18 protein-coding genes are annotated in these 18,850 nt (G+C 45.6%); 5 read left to right on the top strand and 13 right to left on the bottom strand.

The annotated features are described in order from the left end of the window. The first annotated feature begins 162 nt into the window (after positions 1-162). Positions 163-1,365 (top strand): enoyl-ACP reductase FabV, encoded by a 1,203-nt coding sequence (gene fabV / locus AACV32_RS15145; protein WP_170895423.1) that lies wholly within the window; start codon positions 163-165, stop codon positions 1,363-1,365. Positions 1,366-1,486: 121 nt separating this feature from the next. On the opposite strand, the gene AACV32_RS15140 is transcribed toward fabV, so the two are convergent. From AACV32_RS15140 to AACV32_RS15120, 5 genes are all read right to left on the bottom strand, one after another. Continuing rightward, positions 1,487-1,885, bottom strand: coding sequence for a hypothetical protein (locus tag AACV32_RS15140; protein WP_017045220.1), 399 nt, complete (start codon positions 1,883-1,885; stop codon positions 1,487-1,489). Between the two features lie 329 nt (positions 1,886-2,214). Continuing rightward, a complete protein-coding gene (locus AACV32_RS15135) occupies positions 2,215-2,397 on the bottom strand; it encodes a hypothetical protein (RefSeq protein WP_010319035.1) in 183 nt (60 codons plus the stop codon). Between the two features lie 172 nt (positions 2,398-2,569). After that, positions 2,570-3,547, bottom strand: coding sequence for a J domain-containing protein (locus AACV32_RS15130; RefSeq protein WP_170895440.1), 978 nt, complete (start codon positions 3,545-3,547; stop codon positions 2,570-2,572). A gap of 105 nt (positions 3,548-3,652) precedes the next feature. After that, positions 3,653-4,336 (bottom strand): DUF2786 domain-containing protein, encoded by a 684-nt coding sequence (locus AACV32_RS15125; protein WP_017042255.1) that lies wholly within the window; start codon positions 4,334-4,336, stop codon positions 3,653-3,655. A gap of 127 nt (positions 4,337-4,463) precedes the next feature. Beyond that, a complete protein-coding gene (locus tag AACV32_RS15120) occupies positions 4,464-5,153 on the bottom strand; it encodes a DUF3334 family protein (protein WP_026028133.1) in 690 nt (229 codons plus the stop codon). A gap of 275 nt (positions 5,154-5,428) precedes the next feature. On the opposite strand from AACV32_RS15120, the gene ydiJ reads away from it, so the two are divergent. Together ydiJ and AACV32_RS15110 are read left to right on the top strand one after the other, a co-directional pair. After that, on the top strand, positions 5,429-8,464 hold the full coding sequence (ydiJ, locus tag AACV32_RS15115; protein WP_170895424.1) for a D-2-hydroxyglutarate dehydrogenase YdiJ: 3,036 nt from the start codon (positions 5,429-5,431) through the stop codon (positions 8,462-8,464). 50 nt (positions 8,465-8,514) lie between these two features. Continuing rightward, a complete protein-coding gene (locus AACV32_RS15110) occupies positions 8,515-9,006 on the top strand; it encodes a methyltransferase family protein (RefSeq protein WP_013856601.1) in 492 nt (163 codons plus the stop codon). 141 nt (positions 9,007-9,147) lie between these two features. On the opposite strand, the gene AACV32_RS15105 is transcribed toward AACV32_RS15110, so the two are convergent. The 6 genes from AACV32_RS15105 to hutC form a co-directional block, all read right to left on the bottom strand. Then, positions 9,148-9,873 (bottom strand): DUF3581 domain-containing protein, encoded by a 726-nt coding sequence (locus AACV32_RS15105; protein WP_026027168.1) that lies wholly within the window; start codon positions 9,871-9,873, stop codon positions 9,148-9,150. Between the two features lie 109 nt (positions 9,874-9,982). Then, positions 9,983-11,515 (bottom strand): histidine ammonia-lyase, encoded by a 1,533-nt coding sequence (hutH, locus tag AACV32_RS15100; RefSeq protein ID WP_017048047.1) that lies wholly within the window; start codon positions 11,513-11,515, stop codon positions 9,983-9,985. Positions 11,516-11,527: 12 nt separating this feature from the next. Further along, positions 11,528-13,225 (bottom strand): urocanate hydratase, encoded by a 1,698-nt coding sequence (gene hutU / locus AACV32_RS15095; protein WP_017050360.1) that lies wholly within the window; start codon positions 13,223-13,225, stop codon positions 11,528-11,530. Positions 13,226-13,302: 77 nt separating this feature from the next. Next, the gene (gene hutG / locus AACV32_RS15090) at positions 13,303-14,316 is read right to left on the bottom strand and encodes a formimidoylglutamase (RefSeq protein ID WP_170895425.1); all 1,014 of its coding nucleotides are present in this window, start codon (positions 14,314-14,316) and stop codon (positions 13,303-13,305) included. After that, positions 14,309-15,523, bottom strand: coding sequence for an imidazolonepropionase (gene hutI, locus AACV32_RS15085; protein WP_026028673.1), 1,215 nt, complete (start codon positions 15,521-15,523; stop codon positions 14,309-14,311). Before hutI ends, hutG begins: the two co-directional genes overlap by 8 nt. Before the next feature lie 127 nt (positions 15,524-15,650). Then, positions 15,651-16,364, bottom strand: a complete 714-nt coding sequence (hutC, locus tag AACV32_RS15080) for a histidine utilization repressor (RefSeq protein WP_038172111.1) — start codon at positions 16,362-16,364, stop codon at positions 15,651-15,653. A 229-nt stretch (positions 16,365-16,593) separates the two neighbouring features. Here hutC and yqfB point away from each other — a divergent pair, with 229 nt between their 5' ends. Continuing rightward, complete coding sequence (yqfB, locus tag AACV32_RS15075; protein ID WP_010319023.1) at positions 16,594-16,938, top strand: N(4)-acetylcytidine aminohydrolase; 345 nt, start codon at positions 16,594-16,596, stop codon at positions 16,936-16,938. A gap of 98 nt (positions 16,939-17,036) precedes the next feature. On the opposite strand, the gene AACV32_RS15070 is transcribed toward yqfB, so the two are convergent. Both AACV32_RS15070 and yeiP read right to left on the bottom strand, forming a co-directional pair. Further along, a complete protein-coding gene (locus AACV32_RS15070) occupies positions 17,037-17,357 on the bottom strand; it encodes an HI1450 family dsDNA-mimic protein (RefSeq protein ID WP_017050357.1) in 321 nt (106 codons plus the stop codon). A 2-nt stretch (positions 17,358-17,359) separates the two neighbouring features. Further along, a complete protein-coding gene (yeiP, locus tag AACV32_RS15065) occupies positions 17,360-17,926 on the bottom strand; it encodes an elongation factor P-like protein YeiP (protein ID WP_013856610.1) in 567 nt (188 codons plus the stop codon). Positions 17,927-18,060: 134 nt separating this feature from the next. Between yeiP and AACV32_RS15060 the strand changes: the two genes are divergently transcribed. Then, complete coding sequence (locus tag AACV32_RS15060; protein ID WP_017050356.1) at positions 18,061-18,828, top strand: nucleotidyltransferase; 768 nt, start codon at positions 18,061-18,063, stop codon at positions 18,826-18,828. Positions 18,829-18,850: the final 22 nt, after the last annotated feature.

Genomic DNA, 18,850 nt, shown 5'->3' with positions numbered 1-18,850 from the left:
CTAAAAGTGTGACCATATATCAGGGTATCCTAGTCGGGTGCCCTGATTTTTTGAGCCACGAGAGATCCAACCACTTGCAATTTCTGCCTGTTTTTAAAGAAATAGGGTGAGATCTTCGAGCGAAACTTTTATCCTAGCGGAGATTTTTGAAGGAAGTTGAATATGATCATCAAACCTAAAATTCGTGGATTTATCTGTACGACAACGCACCCTGTGGGTTGTGAAGCTAATGTAAAAGAACAAATTGCTTACACCAAAGCACAAGGCCCTATCAAAAATGCACCGAAACGTGTACTTGTTGTAGGCTCATCCAGTGGCTACGGCCTTTCGTCTCGTATTACCGCCGCTTTTGGTGGAGGTGCTGCGACCATCGGTGTTTTCTTTGAAAAACCGGGCACGGACAAAAAACCAGGCACCGCCGGTTTTTATAACGCAGCCGCGTTTGACAAGCTTGCTCACGAGGCGGGTTTGTATGCTAAAAGCCTAAATGGTGATGCATTTTCTCACCAAGCAAAACAGAAAGCGATCGAGCTAATCAAACAAGACTTAGGTCAAATTGATATGGTGGTTTACTCGCTTGCTTCACCAGTGCGTAAATTACCTGAAACTGGCGAACTGATTCGCTCATCATTAAAACCGATTGGCCAAACATACACCGCGACAGCGGTTGATACCAATAAAGACATCATCATTGAAGCCAGTGTTGAACCTGCAACTGAGCAGGAAATTGCAGACACGGTAACGGTTATGGGTGGTCAAGATTGGGAGCTGTGGATCCATGCACTTGCTGAAGCTGGCGTATTGGCTCAAGGGTGTAAAACCGTGGCTTATAGCTATATCGGTACTGAGCTAACTTGGCCAATCTATTGGGATGGTGCGCTAGGTAAAGCGAAGATGGATTTAGACCGCGCCGCATCGGCACTGAATGAACAGCTTTCTGTATTAGGCGGTACGGCTAATGTGGCCGTTCTTAAATCGGTTGTTACTCAAGCCAGTTCAGCTATTCCTGTTATGCCTCTTTACATCGCAATGGTGTTTAAGAAAATGCGTGAGCAAGGTGTACATGAAGGATGTATTGAACAGATCTATCGCATGTTTAGCCAACGTCTTTATAAAGAAGACGGTAGTGCGCCGGAAGTAGATGAGCAAAATCGTCTGCGTCTGGATGACTGGGAACTGCGTGAAGATATTCAAAAGCATTGCCGTGAGCTTTGGCCACAGATCACTACTGAAAACCTGAAAGAGCTGACGGATTACGTTGAATACAAAGAAGAATTCTTGAAGTTATTCGGTTTTGGTGTTGATGGCGTTGATTACGAAGCCGATGTCGATACTGAAGTGGTATTCGATGTAATTGATATCTAATCTATTGATGTCACAGTGACACAATAAGATGTTCTAATCTCAAAGGTCTAGCCACAATGCTAGGCCTTTGCTGTTATGGAGGGTAATACAGCATTATTCACCCTCAACAGCATTTTCTCGATCAATGGAACGGTTGCTGTTTCCCTGCAACAAAAAACACATCACAGTGGTGCTCGGCCGCTAATTGCTTGAGTAGGTGTTGGTTGATAGGCTCAATAGTATTTGACGCGATTATCGCACTGGCATTTCCGGAGCGGATAGCTTTAATCACAATCTCTAATTCCGATAACGTTTGAGAGGGTTTCATGTGGATCACTCTGTCGCAATGTATATTGAAAGAAGCAAACTGTTCATACTGTGGTCGAGGACATTCAGAGGTGAATAAGATCCACTGCTGTTGGTGCTGGGATAGCTTAGCAAGCTTTGACATCATGGCTTGTTCAATCGTATTTACTGAGCGATGGGCATTAGCCAAAGGGTACTGAGCTGATAGTTGAGAAGCGAAATTTACTTGAAGCATAACACTGTCCTTTCATACATGCTGTATGTGTATACAGTATTTGAGTTGTAGATACTGATCAAGTTTTTTTTGCTGAATTTATCAGCATAACCAAGCTTGAATTCGTTAGATTTTGTTTTAATTTATTGATTAATAAATATTTTTAGCAAACAATCAAATTGTTCAAAGATAAAGCGCTGTTGTCTGTTTTGTGATCAATGTAAGTATCCTAGTAACAGTGTCTCGTCACTAATTAGATAAGTTATCATAGTCGCTGAAATGGGTGTGCTTTTAAAATAGGCAGTAAAAAAGCGCCGTGTTGGCGCTTTTTCATGTATAGCTATTGATGCCTAATGTGACAGTGACTGTCGATCTCGAAATGCTTGCTCTGCAATATTAAACTGCCTGACATCCATGCGCGCAAACTCATTGCAACTTTCACATGAGTGATGCGATTTCCCATCAATATATTCGTGTTTTATTAATAGCTTTGGTTGTTTACACCAATCGCAAATACCTTCAATCGTAAACATGTTTTCTCCCCACCTAGAAGATTTAGGTGTAATTTTCGCGGCGTATTATCCCATATAAAAGAGAATTAAGTTAACTATTTGTTACTTTAAGTGAGATGGAGATCGATTGCGTTGTCTATCTTTAGCGAGTGTTTTAATCGCGAGCGGTAATATTTCGCATTAAAAATAACATTTACTTAACGTGAGGCAGGATAACTTTTAACGCACCATTGAGTCGTTTCATTTCTTCTTGTGAGCCTTGAAGATCTGGGTGGTATATTTTGCACAGTTGCTTGTAGCGAAGCTTGATGCTTTTTTCATCGGGAAGTTCACTGGGTTTAAAGCCAAATAATGCGCAGGCTAATAGTAATTTTTGATCCTGAGATTGAGCCACATGATTGTTTTGCAGTCTTTTGATCTCTTTGAATAAGCTTTCAAGCTGCCTTTTTTGCTGCTTGATCATAAAGGCCTGCGATTCGATTTCTTGCTGGTGTTGACTATTTTTATCGTGTTGTTGAGTCTTGCGTTTTCGTCTCCAGAAGCGGAAAAGATAGATAAGCATCAAAAGGAGTAAGATCAGCAACAATAGAGATAAGTAATCCGTCATGATAGAGCTTGTCGAGTTGCGATCAACGGGTGTAGTGCTGACCACCATGTCAGCTTCATCGCTGCTGTCAAAAGCGCTGTCTAATTGGCTGATGGAGGAGACTTGTTTTGCACGTTGTTGATTGAATTTTTCTTGCAATACACGGGCATAACCCTCTTCGGCTTGGCTACTCTTACTTGCCGTAATGCGATACCACATTTCTGACAATTCTAACGCTGAGGGTGGCGAAGGGAGTGTTTCGTACGTTCTAGCGAGTTGTAATTGAGCATTCACATCGCCGCTAGTGGCTAAGTCTGTCAGCCAAAATAGAGCTTGAGGGATGTCTTTTGGGGTTCCTTGTCCCTTTAAATAGAGATTGGCTAGCCTAGATTTGGCTAAGGGGTGTCCATTCTGCGCCGCTTGCTGAAACCAATAAAATGCATTGTTTAGGTTAACAGCAACTTTGTCCCCTTGCTGATAAGCCAGCGCCAATTGATATTGTGCATTTGAGTTTTGTTGCTGAGCTTGGGCAGTTAGCTCAGCAACAGGAGAAGCCAGTACTAATGAGGAGAAAAACAGGCACAAACTAAGGACAACTCTCAAATTTTCACCATGTTTTGTGGGGCTAATTTCTGTTCAAATAGTAGCGCATTTCTATCGAATGCACAGAGCAGAATAGCGCATTAATGGTTATCTAAGACGTTTTGGAGCAGGTGCGCCATCAATCGGTCGGTTTACAGATACTTTACGGCCTTTTTTTAACCCAGTTTCGTAATCCGCGGTAATATTTTTCATGGCATCACGCAGCTGCTGCTTGAAGGTTTCACGGTCAATATTTTGAAACTCTTTATCAATGTAATTATTGATTTTGTTATTGGATTCATCATCGGCGGTGATCACTGGAAGCTTCTCTAATGCCCCTTCAATCCAACCCGAAACGAATGAATTGACGCGCCGTGTGACTTCCATGCTGGAAGTGCCACTGCCCGCGAAACTATTTCGAAATTGGCCTGTGTGCTCGTTCATTTCTCGGTAAATGATATCAAAAGCGAATGCGGCAAAAATAGCGCGATCGGCCTCACCAATAAACTCAACACGTTTGAGTCCTTTATGATTGAGTAGCACCGCTTCTACACCAAACTTAGTATTGATACCGCGGATCACTCGCAGTAGTGATGAGGTGATGGATGCGGGTAGTAAATGGGTTGATTGGGTTTTGCCCATCTTGATAAATTCGATGTCATCTTTATCAAGCCCATACTTCAGCATCAGGCTATGCGCCATCTTGATGGCATTGGCCGCTTCATTCACATTCGCGGAATTACCAAGTTCAAGACATTTAGCGATCTTCTTTAGAGCTTTCTGTTTATCCATTAATTCGCAAATACAATTCTACAACTTCAGAAAAGTCCGACATTTTAGCGGTTTTATGCGGGAAGTGAAAGCGAAGTGGAGAATCGCTGCCCAAAATCAGGCAGCGAGTCGAGAGGAGGTTGGTGGTTTAAATACCAAGTTCATCCAATAGGTCTGTAGTCAAATCATCATCACTGTTGTTTTGCTTGTCATTTTTTGCTTTGGCAGACAGTTTTTGCTGAGTCGCTTCTAAAATTGAATCAGGGCTTTCATCTTCTTGAACTTCAAACTCTTCAAGTTGGATGAATTCGGTTTTATCCATTGCCAGTTCAAGATAGAAAATATTATTACTTTCTGTCGAGAAGGTAACTCGGCGTGCTTGTGGACGATCTAAATTAGTATCCACCGACAAAATTACCTGTTTGTTGAGTGACAGCATCTTCGGTTGGTTTTGGGTAATGTTGGTTTGCAGTTCTTTGCGGATTTTATTTGTGAAGTCGCCTACGAGTTGATTCATCAATTCGCCCAGTACATCGCCCACCTCGTCAGAAGTGTGCAGCACGGCCAGCTCTTCTTCTGGCATTCCCATGTTGCGCATATAACTGGTGTAAATTTCCAGCGCAGCCTTGGCCGTAAAGTTGATAACAACGAGCCCAGAGAAGCCACCATCAAACAAAACGAAACAGCCGAAATCTGGCTTTAGTGACGTTTTGTTGATTTTTTGTACCATCGCTGAGTAAGCAATGTTGGTCGCCGTTGCAGAACTGAGCACTCCTGACACTGATTGACAAAGCTTAAGCAAAATATCTTCAGTGGTAACAATCTTGTTTTTTTTCATTCTGATATCCGTAATGTGCATTGCAGTTTAAAAGCGGTATTTAACTCTCTATATCAATATATAAAGCATAAAGCGTTAATTAACTATATATAGCTAAAATGTTGTGTACAGGAAAAATGTCGTACTGATGACTTTTTAGAGAGATTCATTCTTGCATTGAGATTCTGATTTGATCACCTTTTTAAATGTTGTAAAGTGACGAAATTCAAAGATTAATATCAAAATAACCATTAACCCACAGCTGATTGGATCAGCGCAGTAGGGGCAGGAAGCAAATGTTACCAAGACTTCATCACCAAACGGACGTCGATCCCGTCGTTTTGAGCTTTTTACAACAACTCGAAAACGAGGGGTTTAGCGGCGATATCGAATCACAATACTCTAGCCGACTTGCTGTTGCGACTGACAACAGTGTCTATCAGCAATTGCCTCAAGCCGTTGTGCATCCCAAATCAACTCATGACGTAGCACTTATTGGTAAGATTAGCTCAAAACCAGAGTTTGAGAGAGTCACTTTTTCACCGCGCGGTGGTGGCACTGGTACCAATGGCCAGTCGTTAACCAAAGGTATTGTGGTTGATTTATCTCGTCACATGAACCAAGTGCTTGAAATTAATGCTGATGAAGGTTGGGTAAGAGTACAAGCTGGCGTGGTGAAAGACCAATTAAATGATGCGGTCAGACCATTAGGTTATTTTTTCTCACCGGATCTTTCGACCAGTAACCGAGCCACACTTGGTGGCATGATCAATACCGATGCGTCAGGGCAGGGCTCTTTAAAATATGGCAAAACGTCGGATCATGTCTTGTCTCTGCAAGCCGTTTTTGCCGATGGCTCGGTACTTGAATCGGATCTCTCATTAGGCTTGCCTGAAAGTGGTACTTTTGCTGTGAATGCTTTGCAAGTGACCGAAGCGGTATGCCGTGAAAAGCGCGAACAAATTGTGGCGAAATTTCCACCTCTTAACCGCTTTCTGACGGGCTACGATCTTAAAAATGCGCTTGATGAAGAAGGTGATCACTTTAATCTCACTCGGGTACTTTGTGGCGCAGAAGGCTCTTTGGTCTTCATCACAGAAGCAACCTTGAATCTGACGCCTATCCCCCAAGCTCGCACCTTAGTCAATGTGAAGTACAACAGCTTTGATTCGGCATTGCGTAATGCCCCTTTAATGGTAGCGGCCAATGCGTTATCGGTTGAAACCGTCGATTCCAAAGTATTAAATCTAGCTAAGCAAGATATTGTTTGGCATAGCGTCAGCGAGTTATTAGCGGATGTTCCGGGCAAAGAGATGCAAGGCATCAACATGGTCGAATACGCAGGCCAAAGCGAGCAAGAGGTCGCCGCGCAGGTCGCTTCATTGACGCAGCGTCTTGATCAGATGCTTGAGCAAGAACAAGCGGGCATCATTGGCTATCAAGTGTGCAGTGATTTGGCGAGCATTAACCTGATTTACAACATGCGCAAAAAAGCGGTGGGGTTATTAGGGGCGGCCAAAGGCAAGGCTAAACCTGTTGCTTTTGCTGAAGATACTTGTGTTCCTCCTCAACACTTGGCTGATTTTATTAGCGAATTCCGTACCTTGTTGGATAGTAAAAATCTCAGTTATGGCATGTTTGGTCACGTGGATGCGGGCGTGTTGCATGTGCGTCCTGCTTTGGATTTGTGTGACCCACAGCAAGAGCTTCTGATGCATGAAGTGTCTGATGAGGTGGTCAAGCTGGTGGCAAAATATGGCGGTTTAATGTGGGGCGAACATGGCAAAGGTTATCGCTCCGAATATGGCCCCGCGTTTTTTGGTGAGGAGCTATTTACTGAATTACGACGCGTTAAAGCCGCCTTTGACCCGCACAATAAAATGAACCCCGGCAAAATATGTACGCCACTTGAGACCAATTTTGAATTGGTCAAAGTCACGGACACCAAACGCGGCTATTTTGATCGTCAAATCGATGTGAAGGTCCGTGACAGTTTCAAGCAGGCGATGGAGTGTAATGGTAACGGTTTATGCTTTAACTATGACACCAGTTCGCCGATGTGCCCGTCGATGAAAGTCACGGCGGATCGTCGTCACTCACCGAAAGGCCGTGCCGGTTTGGTGCGTGAATGGTTACGCCAACTTACCGAGCAGGGTGTGGATATTCTTGACCTAGAGAAGCAAGTGTTGGAGTCAAACCCAACCATCAAAACTATGATTGATCGCGTGCGTAACTCTTTCAATAAATCGCGTGAGTACGATTTTTCACATGAAGTGTATGAAGCGATGAACGGCTGCTTGGCGTGTAAAGCGTGTGCCAGCCAATGTCCAATCAAAGTGGATGTGCCGAGTTTTCGCTCTCGTTTTTTAAATATCTACTACTCACGTTATCAGCGTCCGGCTAAGGATTATCTCGTCGCGAATATTGAAACGCTTTTACCGGTCATGGCAAAGGCTCCGCAAGTGGTGAACGGGGTGTTGGCTCAGAAATGGGTACAAAGCCTCACCGCTTCAACCGTTGGCTACGTTGATGCACCCTTGCTTTCGGTACCGACGTTGGCAAAGCGTGTCGCAGGCCAGGTGGTGAAATTTGATATGCAGCGTCTCGCTGGTCTGTCACAGCAAGATCGCGCTGAACATGTGATTATCGTTCAAGACCCATTCACCAGTTATTATGATGCTGAGGTGGTTGAAGATTTCGTACAATTGCTGATCAAATTAGGCAAAAATCCGATACTGTTGCCATTCAAACCCAATGGTAAAGCGCAGCATATCAAAGGATTTTTAAAGCAATTCACAACCACTGCGAAAAACACCGCTGCGTTTTTGTCACAAGTGGCTGATCTCAATATTCCAATGGTCGGTGTCGATCCAGCGTTAGTGCTTTGCTACCGCGATGAGTACAACGAAATTCTTGGCGATAAGCGCGGTGAGTTTGATGTGTTGACCGTTCATGAGTGGCTGTTGCCACGTTTGTCGGAATTTAACCATCACCAAAACCACAGTGACGCGCCTTGGTATCTGTTTGCTCATTGCACGGAAAAGACCAAACTACCGAATGCAGAAAAAGAGTGGGGCGCGATATTTAGCCATTTTGGTTCTCAGTTAAAAACGGTGCCAGTTGGTTGTTGTGGCATGGCTGGAACCTTTGGCCACGAACAGGATAAGCTGGAGATGTCGAAAGATATTTATGGTTTAAGCTGGAAGCCAAGTTTAGAAAAACTGCCCAAAGAGCGTTGCTTGATCACAGGGTATTCCTGCCGTAGTCAAGTGAAACGATTTGAACAGGTAAAACCAAAGCATCCGTTACAAGCTTTACTGGCATTGTTGTAAACCCTAAGCCCAGACCTTACTGGGCTTTTTACTATACTGTCGATATTGGTTTGGAGCGAAGCACAGTCAGGTGGAGCAGCATGGAAAAATTTGAACTGAAAATACCCCCAGTGGCGATATTTATTGTGGCGCTACTGTTGATGCATCGTATCTCATACAGTTTTGAGTTTGCAAGCCTCGCTTTACCTCTGCCTCGAGTGGTCTTTGCGATTTGCTTTGTTTTATCTGGCATCGTTGGTTTACTGGGGATTTACGAATTTCGTCGCAAGAAAACTACGGTCAATCCAACCAAACCAGAAACGACATCGTGTATTGTGGATAGCGGTATCTACCGTTATTCGCGGAATCCGATGTATCTGGGGCTCTTTTTTCTGTTGTTTGGCGTGGCCTATTGGCAACACAATGGGTTGAGCCTTGTGGTCGCATTTTTATTTGTGTGGTTTATGAATCGTTTTCAGATTTATCCAGAAGAGCGAGTGCTGGAAGCGCGTTTTGGCGAAGAGTATGTCGATTACAAGCAGCGTGTCAGGCGCTGGATATAGTTGAATGTCGTAAGGCATCCGAAATCAAAAGCCCCGCAAGAATAGCGGGGCGGCAATCTATACAACGAACGTGGTTCTAGACAACAAACATGGTTCTAGATGATGAGCAAAAGAGCTCAAGCCATAGTGAAAAGAATACGGTTAGGCTGCTTTTGAAAATTGAGCTAAAAACATCTCTTTACGTTCATTGAAGCGATTAACTAAGTCATCGACTGCTTCTTGGTCATAAGGTTTCAGGCCACTAGCTACCATGCGCTTTACCCCTTTCCCTACGATTTGACCGTTTTCTTTAAAGGCAAAGTTAAGCGTGACAATGCCACGTTTACCGTCAACATCAAACGTCGCACCAGAAAACTCAACTTCAGGTGAAGTGAGGTCTAAACGTTCAAATTCCACTTCCATGCTTTCATAGATGACTAATGGGCGCTGGCAGTTAATCATCATTTGCGCTTCTTCCATCAATGGCACCATGATGTGCGGGAAGTTCATACCAGAAAACTGCACATAGTTCGTCACAACGTGTTCGATAAATGCGGTGTTGTGGCTTACTTGGCCTTCACGGCTCATGTGTAGATACTCTTTGCCGGCAGTATCGACAAGAGCGCTCTCTTTCATACACTTATTTTCAATGTGCAGTGCAATGCCATCGCTGACCATGCCTGAAAAATCAAAACGCATCTTTTGGCTAATGCCTTCTTTTTGCAGCAATACTGCAAAGAGCAAATCGCCCGGAACACAGAAACGCTTGCTGTCTTCGTCGTGGATTGGGTTGAAATCTCCCGCCACTTTTTTAGCAAAGTGACTCGCTTGTTGGCGAGTGAACTGGAATTTTTGATCTTGATGAGAGAAATAAGATGTAAGAGACATAATGTACGCTGTATAGCCAAAACTGACGCGATTATAAGTCAACTCCACTCGATGAATGGTCCAATCAGTAAAAAGAGCCTCACAGAGAGCGAGGCTCAATAGCGTAACATTATAAGCTAGGGAGAAGATTTTCCGGCATGAGCGAGTTATGTACCGCCAGCTCTAGCAAGGTATTAGCTTGTTCAATATCTGGCGAGAAGTAGCGATCCTTATCGTAAAACGAAACTTTTTTACGCAGGATTTGTTTTGCTTCTTCGACTAATGCGGAGGATTTATTGGGCGCTCTGAAATCGAGCCCCTGCGCGGCAGAAAGATACTCGACCGCTAAAATACCACGCGTGTTTTCGCTCATATCACGCAGACGACGACCAGCAAACGTTGCCATCGACACGTGATCTTCTTGGTTGGCCGAAGTGGGTAAGCTGTCAACCGAAGCCGGATGGGCGAGCGTTTTATTTTCACTGGCTAGCGCTGCCGCCGTCACTTGCGCAATCATAAAGCCAGAGTTAACGCCACCGTTGTCCACTAAAAATGGTGGAAGCTTGCTGAGCGCGCTGTCAATCAAGAGTGCCATGCGTCGTTCTGACAAACTGCCGATTTCGGCAATCGCTAGCGCCAAATTATCCGCAGCCATCGCGACGGGCTCTGCATGGAAATTACCGCCAGAGATGATGTCGCCATCGTCTGCAAACACCAGAGGGTTGTCGGAAACGGCATTGGCTTCCACTTCTAGCGTTTCAGCCGAATTGCGAATTTGCTGTAAGCACGCGCCCATCACTTGTGGTTGGCAACGCAGTGAATACGGATCTTGTACTTTTTCACATGCGGTGTGGGATTCACCAATCTCGCTGCGGCTGTCAAGTACATGGCGATAAGCGCTGGCGGCATCCATTTGCGCGCGATGGCCGCGAACGCGATGAATGCGCGGATCAAACGGGCGGCGACTGCCCAGCGCCGCTTCGACCGACATTGAACCACACACAATGGCGGAGGCAAATAAGTCTTCTGCGGCAAATAACCCCTCTAGGGCAAATGCGGTAGAGGCTTGTGTGCCATTGAGTAGCGCGAGCCCCTCTTTTGGCGCTAAAGTAATAGGAGTTAGCCCTGCGATTTTCAACGCGTCCAGTCCAGAGATAATTTCGCCGTTGTGGCGAGCTTGCCCTTCGCCGAGCAGTACCGTACTCATGTGTGCTAAAGGCGCTAAATCACCCGATGCGCCAACCGATCCCTTTTGCGGAACACAGGGGTAGACTTGGTGATTAACTAACGCCATCAAGGCGTTGATCACCTCAAGCCGAATACCGGAATATCCACGGGAAAGGCTATTGATTTTGAGTACCATCATCAAGCGAACGGTTTCATCCGCCATGAATTTACCAATGCCCGCAGCGTGTGAAAGCACGATGCTGCGCTGCAAGGTTTCTAAATCTTCAGGGGCAATTTTAGTATTGGCAAGTAGGCCAAACCCCGTGTTGATACCATAAACAGTACGATTTTCGGCAATCACTTGTTCAACGACTTGTGTGCTTGCTTCAATACCCGCTATCGCGCTGGAGTCGAGTGATACGGTGACCGGTTTTCGGCTTACTTGACGCAGTGCTTTTAAGCTCAATTGGCCCGGTTTAATAACAAGATTTAACATGTGTTTTTGTCCTTACTTCAGTTGCGCGAGTTCATGGTTGAGCATTGGCAGGTCGAGCTTTTGTTCTTTAGCACAGCGTTTCGCAATGTCATAACCTGCATCAGCATGGCGCATGACACCTGTGGCTGGGTCGTTATGTAAAACACGTGCAATACGTTGTGCTGCGTCATCTGAACCATCGCAGCAGATCACCATGCCAGAGTGCTGAGAAAAGCCCATACCTACGCCACCGCCGTGGTGGAGTGACACCCAAGTTGCGCCACCGGCTGTATTGAGCAGTGCGTTGAGCAGCGGCCAATCGGAAACAGCGTCTGAGCCATCTAGCATACCTTCAGTTTCACGGTTTGGGCTTGCTACCGAGCCGGAATCTAAATGGTCGCGACCAATCACGACTGGCGCTTTTAACTCGCCACTTTTCACCATCGCGTTAAAGGCTTGGCCTAAACGTTCGCGATCTTTCAAACCCACCCAACAGATGCGAGCTGGTAGGCCTTGGAATTGAATGCGTTCGCGCGCCATGTCTAGCCAGTTATGTAGATGGGGGTTATCAGGGATTAACTCTTTCACTTTTTGGTCGGTTTTATAAATGTCTTCGGGATCGCCAGACAGGGCGACCCAGCGAAAAGGTCCAATCCCCTCACAAAACAGTGGGCGAATGTAGGCTGGTACGAATCCTGGGAAGTCAAAAGCGTTTGCCACTCCTTCTTCGAGAGCCATTTGGCGGATATTGTTGCCGTAGTCGAGTGTGGCAGCGCCGCGTTTTTGCAGCGTTAACATCGCTTGAACTTGGACCGCCATCGATGCTTTGGCCGCCTTGACCACCTGGCTTTCATCTTGAGTGCGCATTTGAGCGGCGTGTTCCATGCTCCAATTTAAGGGTAAATAACCATTAAGTGGGTCATGGGCTGAGGTTTGGTCTGTCACCACATCGGGGGTGATATTACGCTCAACTAGCTGTGGAAAAATATCAGCGGCATTACCTAACAAACCGACAGAAATCGGTGTCTCCGAGCTATCGATCATCGCCAAGGCTTCATCTAAGCTGGTGGCTTTTTTATCGACATAACCAGTGCGTAAGCGGTAGTCGATGCGCGATTCATCACACTCGACCGCAATCATGGAAAACCCAGCCATGGTTGCCGCTAATGGCTGAGCGCCGCCCATGCCACCTAAGCCGCCAGTCAACACCCAGCGGCCTTTTGCGCTACCAGAAAAATGCTGTTTAGCGATGGCGACGAAGGTTTCGTAAGTACCTTGTACAATGCCTTGTGAGCCGATGTAGATCCATGAGCCAGCCGTCATTTGACCGTACATCATCAAGCCTTGCTTATCGAGCTCATTAAAGTGCTCCCAGTTGGCCCAATGTGGTACAAGGTTTGAGTTGGCAATTAGTACACGTGGTGCATTTTTGTGCGTCGGGAAAACACCGACAGGTTTGCCTGATTGAACCAAAAGTGTTTGATCCTCTTCAAGGCGTTCAAGCACTTCAACAATTTTATCAAAGCATGGCCAGTTTCGCGCCGCGCGACCAATGCCACCATACACCACAAGTGCATGTGGGTGCTCTGCAACGTCTGGGTCAAGATTGTTCATGAGCATGCGCAGTGGCGCTTCGGTTAACCACGATTTGGCTCGAAGTGTTGTACCGTGAGGGGCGCGAATGGTGCGCGTGGTATCAAGACGTTGCTCTTGAGTATGGGGTTGCGTCATGTTGAGACTCCTTGTGTTTCACAATGTGGCGCTATTGTTGTTATGGTGCCAGTATCGGGTTAAGTGAGGTGTAGCGATTAATCGTCGGTCATGGCATTGGCGATATCCCAACACAGCCTTGCCGCGAGACGAGCAGTTTGATTGTCTTGGTCAAATTGCGGGTTGTATTCGGCAATGTCGGCAATTAACAGCTTATTTTTGTGGTAGAAAATTTTGTCAAAATAAGGGGCAAGCGCTTCATAACTTACGCCACGTGCCGCTGGGGCGCTGACTCCCGGCGCCGTTGCAGCTGGAAAGACATCTAAGTCAATCGTCAAATAGAGATAGTCACACTGGTCAATGAAGTGTTGCAGTTCACGCAGATGATCAATCGGGCTCAGTGCTGAAAACTGATTATCTTGCATATACCAAACGCCCAGTTCATCGGCTCGTTGAAACAGTGCAGTCGTATTACTTGCTCGGCTTACACCTAAGCAAGCGTAATGAAATGGCCATTGATTTTGCTCGCACCATTGATGAATTTGATTAAAGGGAGTGCCGGAGCTAGGTCGCACCGAAGCGATCTCTGACTCAAAAGCACGTAAATCGAAATGTGCGTCAAAATTGATGATCCCAATTCGTGGTTGGCTGATGGCTTGTTGACTCAGATATTGCGCTGCGCCTTGAAACGTGGCCCAAGCGACTTCATGACCGCCACCCAGTACGATAACGGGCGTTTGTTTAAGCGTATGGGCAATCGCATCAGCGCACTGTTGCTGAGCCAGCTCAAGTTCATCATCAATACAGCGAATATTGCCCAGATCAAAAAAGCGAGAGTGCTTATGCCAAGCCATGTTGGCCAGCGCTTGGCGAATGGCATCGGGGGCCTGTTTTGCGCCAATGCGCCCTTTATTGCGGGCCACCCCTACATCGCATTCAAAACCGATAATGGCAATGGCTTTCTCATCTTGGTTTTGTTGAATGGGTAGCGTATTGACGGTGCAACGTTGAGTTTGATGGTGAACGCGTGTACCTAACTCGCCATCTTCGGCATCGTGACGGCCTTGCCACTCGAAGCTGTGCTGAGTGTTGCTAAAGGTAGGGTTATTCATAGGTCAATGCTCCGTCAACTACGCGTGCATGCAAACGCGGTACGCCCACTTGATAACTTAAATCGGCTGGGTGGCTAATATTCCAAATGGCGAGATCGGCATCGTAGCCAGTGGCAATTTTGCCGCGAGAATCAGCAAAACCTAACGCTTGCGCAGCATGTTGAGTCACACCTCGTAAGGCTTCTTGAGGGGTTAAGCCAAACAGTGTGCACGCCATATTCATAATAAGAGTGAGGTCAGCAAACGGCGATGTACCGGGGTTGAAATCACTTGCGATGGCCATTGGAATATGATGCTGACGCAGTAAATCAATCGGTGGGCGTTGGGTTTCACGTAAGAAATAAAAAGCACCGGGCAGCAAGGTTGCTACGGTATTGGAACGGGCGAGTGCAAACACACCTTGCTCATCTAAATATTCTATATGATCGGCAGACAAACCTTGGTAATGGGCGGTTAAAGCGCTTCCCCCTAGGTTTGATAATTGCTCGGTATGACCTTTCACTTGCAGCCCATGCGCAATTGCGGCTTGGAACACTTTTTCTGTTTGTGCCAGCGTAAAACCAATCGATTCACAAAACACATCGACGCTCGAAGCGAGTTTTTGTTCGGCCACCAGAGGGATGATTTCCTGACAAATATGCTCAACATAATCGTCTGATCGGTGTTGATATTCTGGTGGAATGGCGTGAGCGGCGAGCAGTGTTGTGACGACTTTAATGCGGCGATGATCCTCAAGGTGCTTAGCCGCTTTGAGCATTTTTATCTCATCATGGAGCGTTAAACCGTAGCCCGATTTGATCTCAACGGATGTGACACCGGAACGCAGCAACCCCTCTAACCTTGGTAGTGCCAACTCAACCAATTGGTCAATGGATGCTGTGCGGGTGGCGTGGACGGTTGATAAAATACCGCCGCCTTGCTTGGCGATCGCTGGGTAGGGAACACCTTGCAAGCGCATTTCAAACTCATTGGCGCGGTTACCGGCATAGATAAGGTGAGTATGGCAATCTATCAACCCCGGAGTGATAAGCTTGCCTTGGCAATCTATGACTTTGTGTTCTGGTGTGGCAGCTATGGGAATGTGGCTATCAAGGCTGGCGTCAATTTTGCCCGCTTTTATCACCACAGTTTTAGGAGAGCTAGGTTGATAGCCAAGCTCTCCTTGTTCCATGCTGACGATACGCGCGTTGGTCAGTATTAGATCCATCTTTATTGTCACCGTTATCGCTTAGTACGCTGCTGATTTAAATGTATATACAAATAAATAAGGCAAAAGCGCACGCGGTGCAAGATGAATGTTGCAAAAGTGTGATCGAATGTTGAAATGTGTAGCGTTAGTCGAGCATCACTTTAGAGGTTAATTTGTATTTAGAGCCCGGGTGATAAAGCAGTGCAGAGCTGACTAACTTATCGCCACTCCAGGTACGGCGATTAAGTAGTAAACAGGGTTCATTGACGGCCAACTGCAACAATTGTTTGATGTGATGCTCGGCAATAATGGCTTCAACAGTGTGCTCAATGGCACTTAATGGGCAGTTTTGTGAAAGATATTGATTGGGCGTCATGAACGAGAAGTTTTGTTCAAGATAGTGGGGCGCGTAGCGGCTATTGACCCAACGCACTTCCAGTTGTATCGGAGTGTCATTAGCAAAGTGAATGATTTCACTATAAAAAATAGAAGACCCCAGCATGACGCCGAGTTTGATAGCGACACTTTCATCTGCTGTTAACGCAAGTTGCTTTAAGACTTTACTGCGATATTGCTTCCCTCGGCTAGCGACCTCGTCAGCAATATTACGAATATCAAGTAGCGGTGATTCCGCTTTGTCTTCTACAGCGCAAACAAAAGTACCTAGCCTTGGTCGGCGTTGCAGTTTTCCATCAGCTACCAGATCCCGTATCGCTTTATTCACCGTCATCCGACTCACATTAAATTGCTCAGTCAGTTCTAGCTCGGTGCTTATGCGTTGGCCGACAGGCCAGTGTCCGGATTCAATGTTATCTAAAATAAATTGTTTTATTTGTCTATAAAGTGGTGAGCTTGACATGGGCATGATGAGTTTTATTTGAATATACAAATAATTAACGAAGTCGCTGGGAAATGCAATATTTAGATAAGGCTTTGCGATCATCATCGGCCAAAACTGTGAATTGGTGAAGCAGCTATCGACGACAAAGGGTCAGTGTCACGGTAAGATGGCGCCGTAACTTGTGTTGTAAATAGTAACCTGTGTTGTAAATAGTAACTTGTGGTTTAAATAATAAAGAGAAAATGCGATGACAGCTCCAACAGAAATGACTTTTTTCGCTCGTTTTGAAGCGGATATTTTGGCGAAAAAGAAAGTGATCACCATTCGTGATGAGAGCGAAAAGCACTACCAAGTTGGCTCTATTGTCGAGGTGAGTACGTTGGAAGAGGGACGAAAGTTCTGCCGCTTGTTAATCAATAAGGTTGAACCGATCCTATTTAGCGAATTAAGCCACTACCATGCAGAGCAAGAAAATATGTCACTCACGACACTGAAAGAGGTGATTCAAGACATTTATCCCAATATTGAACAGTTGTATGTCATTCACTATCAACTGGTTGAAGAAAAAGCTCTGGAAAAAGATCACGCTTAAAAATAATAACGCCAATCAATCACGATTGGCGTTATTGCTGTTTGCCTCAAGACAGTGTCACGACGATTTCATTATAAAACGCAGCAACAGTAATGAGGTTAGTCACGCTTCCACAGAATGTGGCAGAACTTTTGGTTTGGGTCGCGGCTGACGAGCATTCTTGCAAACACATCGTCTAGTACGTCGTCCTCTTCATTGACAAGACCGATCAATACTTCCGCGTAAGCTTCCTTATCGACGTCAAAACCCACGTGTTGAACCCAATCATCACCAACGTCAACCAGTTCAGCCGCGCCACGGTCTTCAAATTGTGCTGTAAACAGGATGACATCAACAGGTTCTAGATTATCGGGTGCCATTTCAAGAAAGATGTCGTAAGCCGCATCAATGGCATCGTCGTAAGAAATCAAATCAGACATTATTATGCTCTGCTCATGTATTTGCGTTCAGCGGTGTTGATAATAATACGGTCGCCAGTTGCGACATATTCAGGAACCTGCACAACAAGGCCAGTGCTTAAACGTGCTGGTTTTGAACGCGCAGAAGCTGAAGCACCTTTGATGGAAGGATCAGTCTCTTCAATCACAAGCTCAACAGATGAAGGGACATCTAGTGCTACCGCAACACCGTCAACGACAACCACATACATACCTTGGATTTCTTCAGTGATGAACAGTAGCTCATCTTCGATATCCGCCTGTTTAAACGTAAATTGAGTGTAATCTTCGTTATCCATGAAGATGTACTCATCACCATCAACATAAGAAAACGAAACCGCACGGCGGTTCATGTCAACGGTGTCGACAAAGTCATCGGCTTTTAAACGCTCATCAACGCGAGCGCCAGTGTTCAAATCAGTACAACGTAGTTTGTAGATTTTAGAACCACCGCGGCCACCAGGAGTGGTCACTTCGATGTCTTTGATCAATAGCGTCTTGCCACCAGAAATAATAGCAAACCCTTTTTTTAATTCATTCGCCTTTGGCATGGAATTTTTCCTTCATACTTAGTTTCGGCGCATTATACCTTGCCGTTTTCGAAAAGGAATATCTTGATTGATTGCTTTGCATAGTAGAACATGACCGCGTGTACTTTTTCTTAAATTAACTAACGCTTTTTGCTATGTATTTATCGGTTATTGACCCAAAACAACCCTTTCAGGCTGAATATCAAGCGGCTATCGATGATCTCATCAAGTTTCTGCGTGCCGGGTTAGGTGACAATCTACATAGTCTTTACCTTTATGGCAGTGTGGCGCGCAGAACTGCGCGTTATGGGCGCTCCAATTTGGATGTAGTGTTGATCACGCACCGTGATTTCTCCGAGCAACGAGCAACTCTGCTGAATACGATAAAATGGCGATTTCAGAAAAGTTTCCCACATATCACCGAAGTCTCGATCAAAACTGCACTCGTGAGCGAGGTAGCCACTTTAGAGAGCATTTTTACGTGGGGATTTATGTTGCGCCATTGCTGCGTTTGCATCTTGGGTGATGATCTGGCGGAATGCTTTGGCGATTTCGAACCCAGTTGGGAAATAGCCAAACACTGGAATATGGACATCGCAGATTGGGTCTTTTTTTATCGTGATAAAATTGCAAAAACCAGCTCTGAAAGTGAACAGAGCAAGGCGCAAGTAGCCATTGCCAAGAAATTACTGCGCGCCAGTTATTCTTTGATTATGTATCGTGACAAAAATTGGTTTGATGATCCTATCGAATGCGGGCAGCAGTTTTTACGTTATCATCCGGAGAAAAAAATCGACATTGAGAGATTGGGTATTTTGCTCTCTGGACGAGTGATCGCCAAACGCTCAGTGATTGGAATTCTAGACAGTTATGGGCAATGGCTTGCAAAGCAGTATCAAAAAACAGAGTTTCGGATTGGTTAACCGCTGGCTAGATCGTCGTACT

This window comes from Vibrio sp. B7 (assembly GCF_963888765.1).
Taxonomy (GTDB): Bacteria; Pseudomonadota; Gammaproteobacteria; order Enterobacterales; family Vibrionaceae; genus Vibrio; species Vibrio anguillarum.
The sequence above is the reverse complement of the archived record's forward strand: the minus strand, read 5'-3'. Positions and strand labels throughout refer to the sequence as shown.

Bases quoted from the DNA above. Each gene is read 5' to 3' on its own strand.
- AACV32_RS15125 (WP_017042255.1), bottom strand. From the start codon at position 4,336: ATGGATAAACAGAAAGCTCTAAAGAAGATCGCTAAATGTCTTGAACTT.
- AACV32_RS15140 (WP_017045220.1), bottom strand. From the start codon at position 1,885: ATGCTTCAAGTAAATTTCGCTTCTCAACTATCAGCTCAGTACCCTTTG.
- hutC (WP_038172111.1), bottom strand. From the start codon at position 16,364: ATGTCAAGCTCACCACTTTATAGACAAATAAAACAATTTATTTTAGAT.
- AACV32_RS15120 (WP_026028133.1), bottom strand. From the start codon at position 5,153: ATGAAAAAAAACAAGATTGTTACCACTGAAGATATTTTGCTTAAGCTT.
- hutH (WP_017048047.1), bottom strand. From the start codon at position 11,515: ATGTTAAATCTTGTTATTAAACCGGGCCAATTGAGCTTAAAAGCACTG.
- yeiP (WP_013856610.1), bottom strand. From the start codon at position 17,926: ATGCCAAAGGCGAATGAATTAAAAAAAGGGTTTGCTATTATTTCTGGT.
- fabV (WP_170895423.1), top strand. From the start codon at position 163: ATGATCATCAAACCTAAAATTCGTGGATTTATCTGTACGACAACGCAC.
- AACV32_RS15105 (WP_026027168.1), bottom strand. From the start codon at position 9,873: ATGTCTCTTACATCTTATTTCTCTCATCAAGATCAAAAATTCCAGTTC.
- hutI (WP_026028673.1), bottom strand. From the start codon at position 15,523: ATGGATCTAATACTGACCAACGCGCGTATCGTCAGCATGGAACAAGGA.
- ydiJ (WP_170895424.1), top strand. From the start codon at position 5,429: ATGTTACCAAGACTTCATCACCAAACGGACGTCGATCCCGTCGTTTTG.
- yqfB (WP_010319023.1), top strand. From the start codon at position 16,594: ATGACAGCTCCAACAGAAATGACTTTTTTCGCTCGTTTTGAAGCGGAT.
- hutG (WP_170895425.1), bottom strand. From the start codon at position 14,316: ATGAATAACCCTACCTTTAGCAACACTCAGCACAGCTTCGAGTGGCAA.
- AACV32_RS15060 (WP_017050356.1), top strand. From the start codon at position 18,061: ATGTATTTATCGGTTATTGACCCAAAACAACCCTTTCAGGCTGAATAT.
- AACV32_RS15070 (WP_017050357.1), bottom strand. From the start codon at position 17,357: ATGTCTGATTTGATTTCTTACGACGATGCCATTGATGCGGCTTACGAC.
- hutU (WP_017050360.1), bottom strand. From the start codon at position 13,225: ATGACGCAACCCCATACTCAAGAGCAACGTCTTGATACCACGCGCACC.
- AACV32_RS15135 (WP_010319035.1), bottom strand. From the start codon at position 2,397: ATGTTTACGATTGAAGGTATTTGCGATTGGTGTAAACAACCAAAGCTA.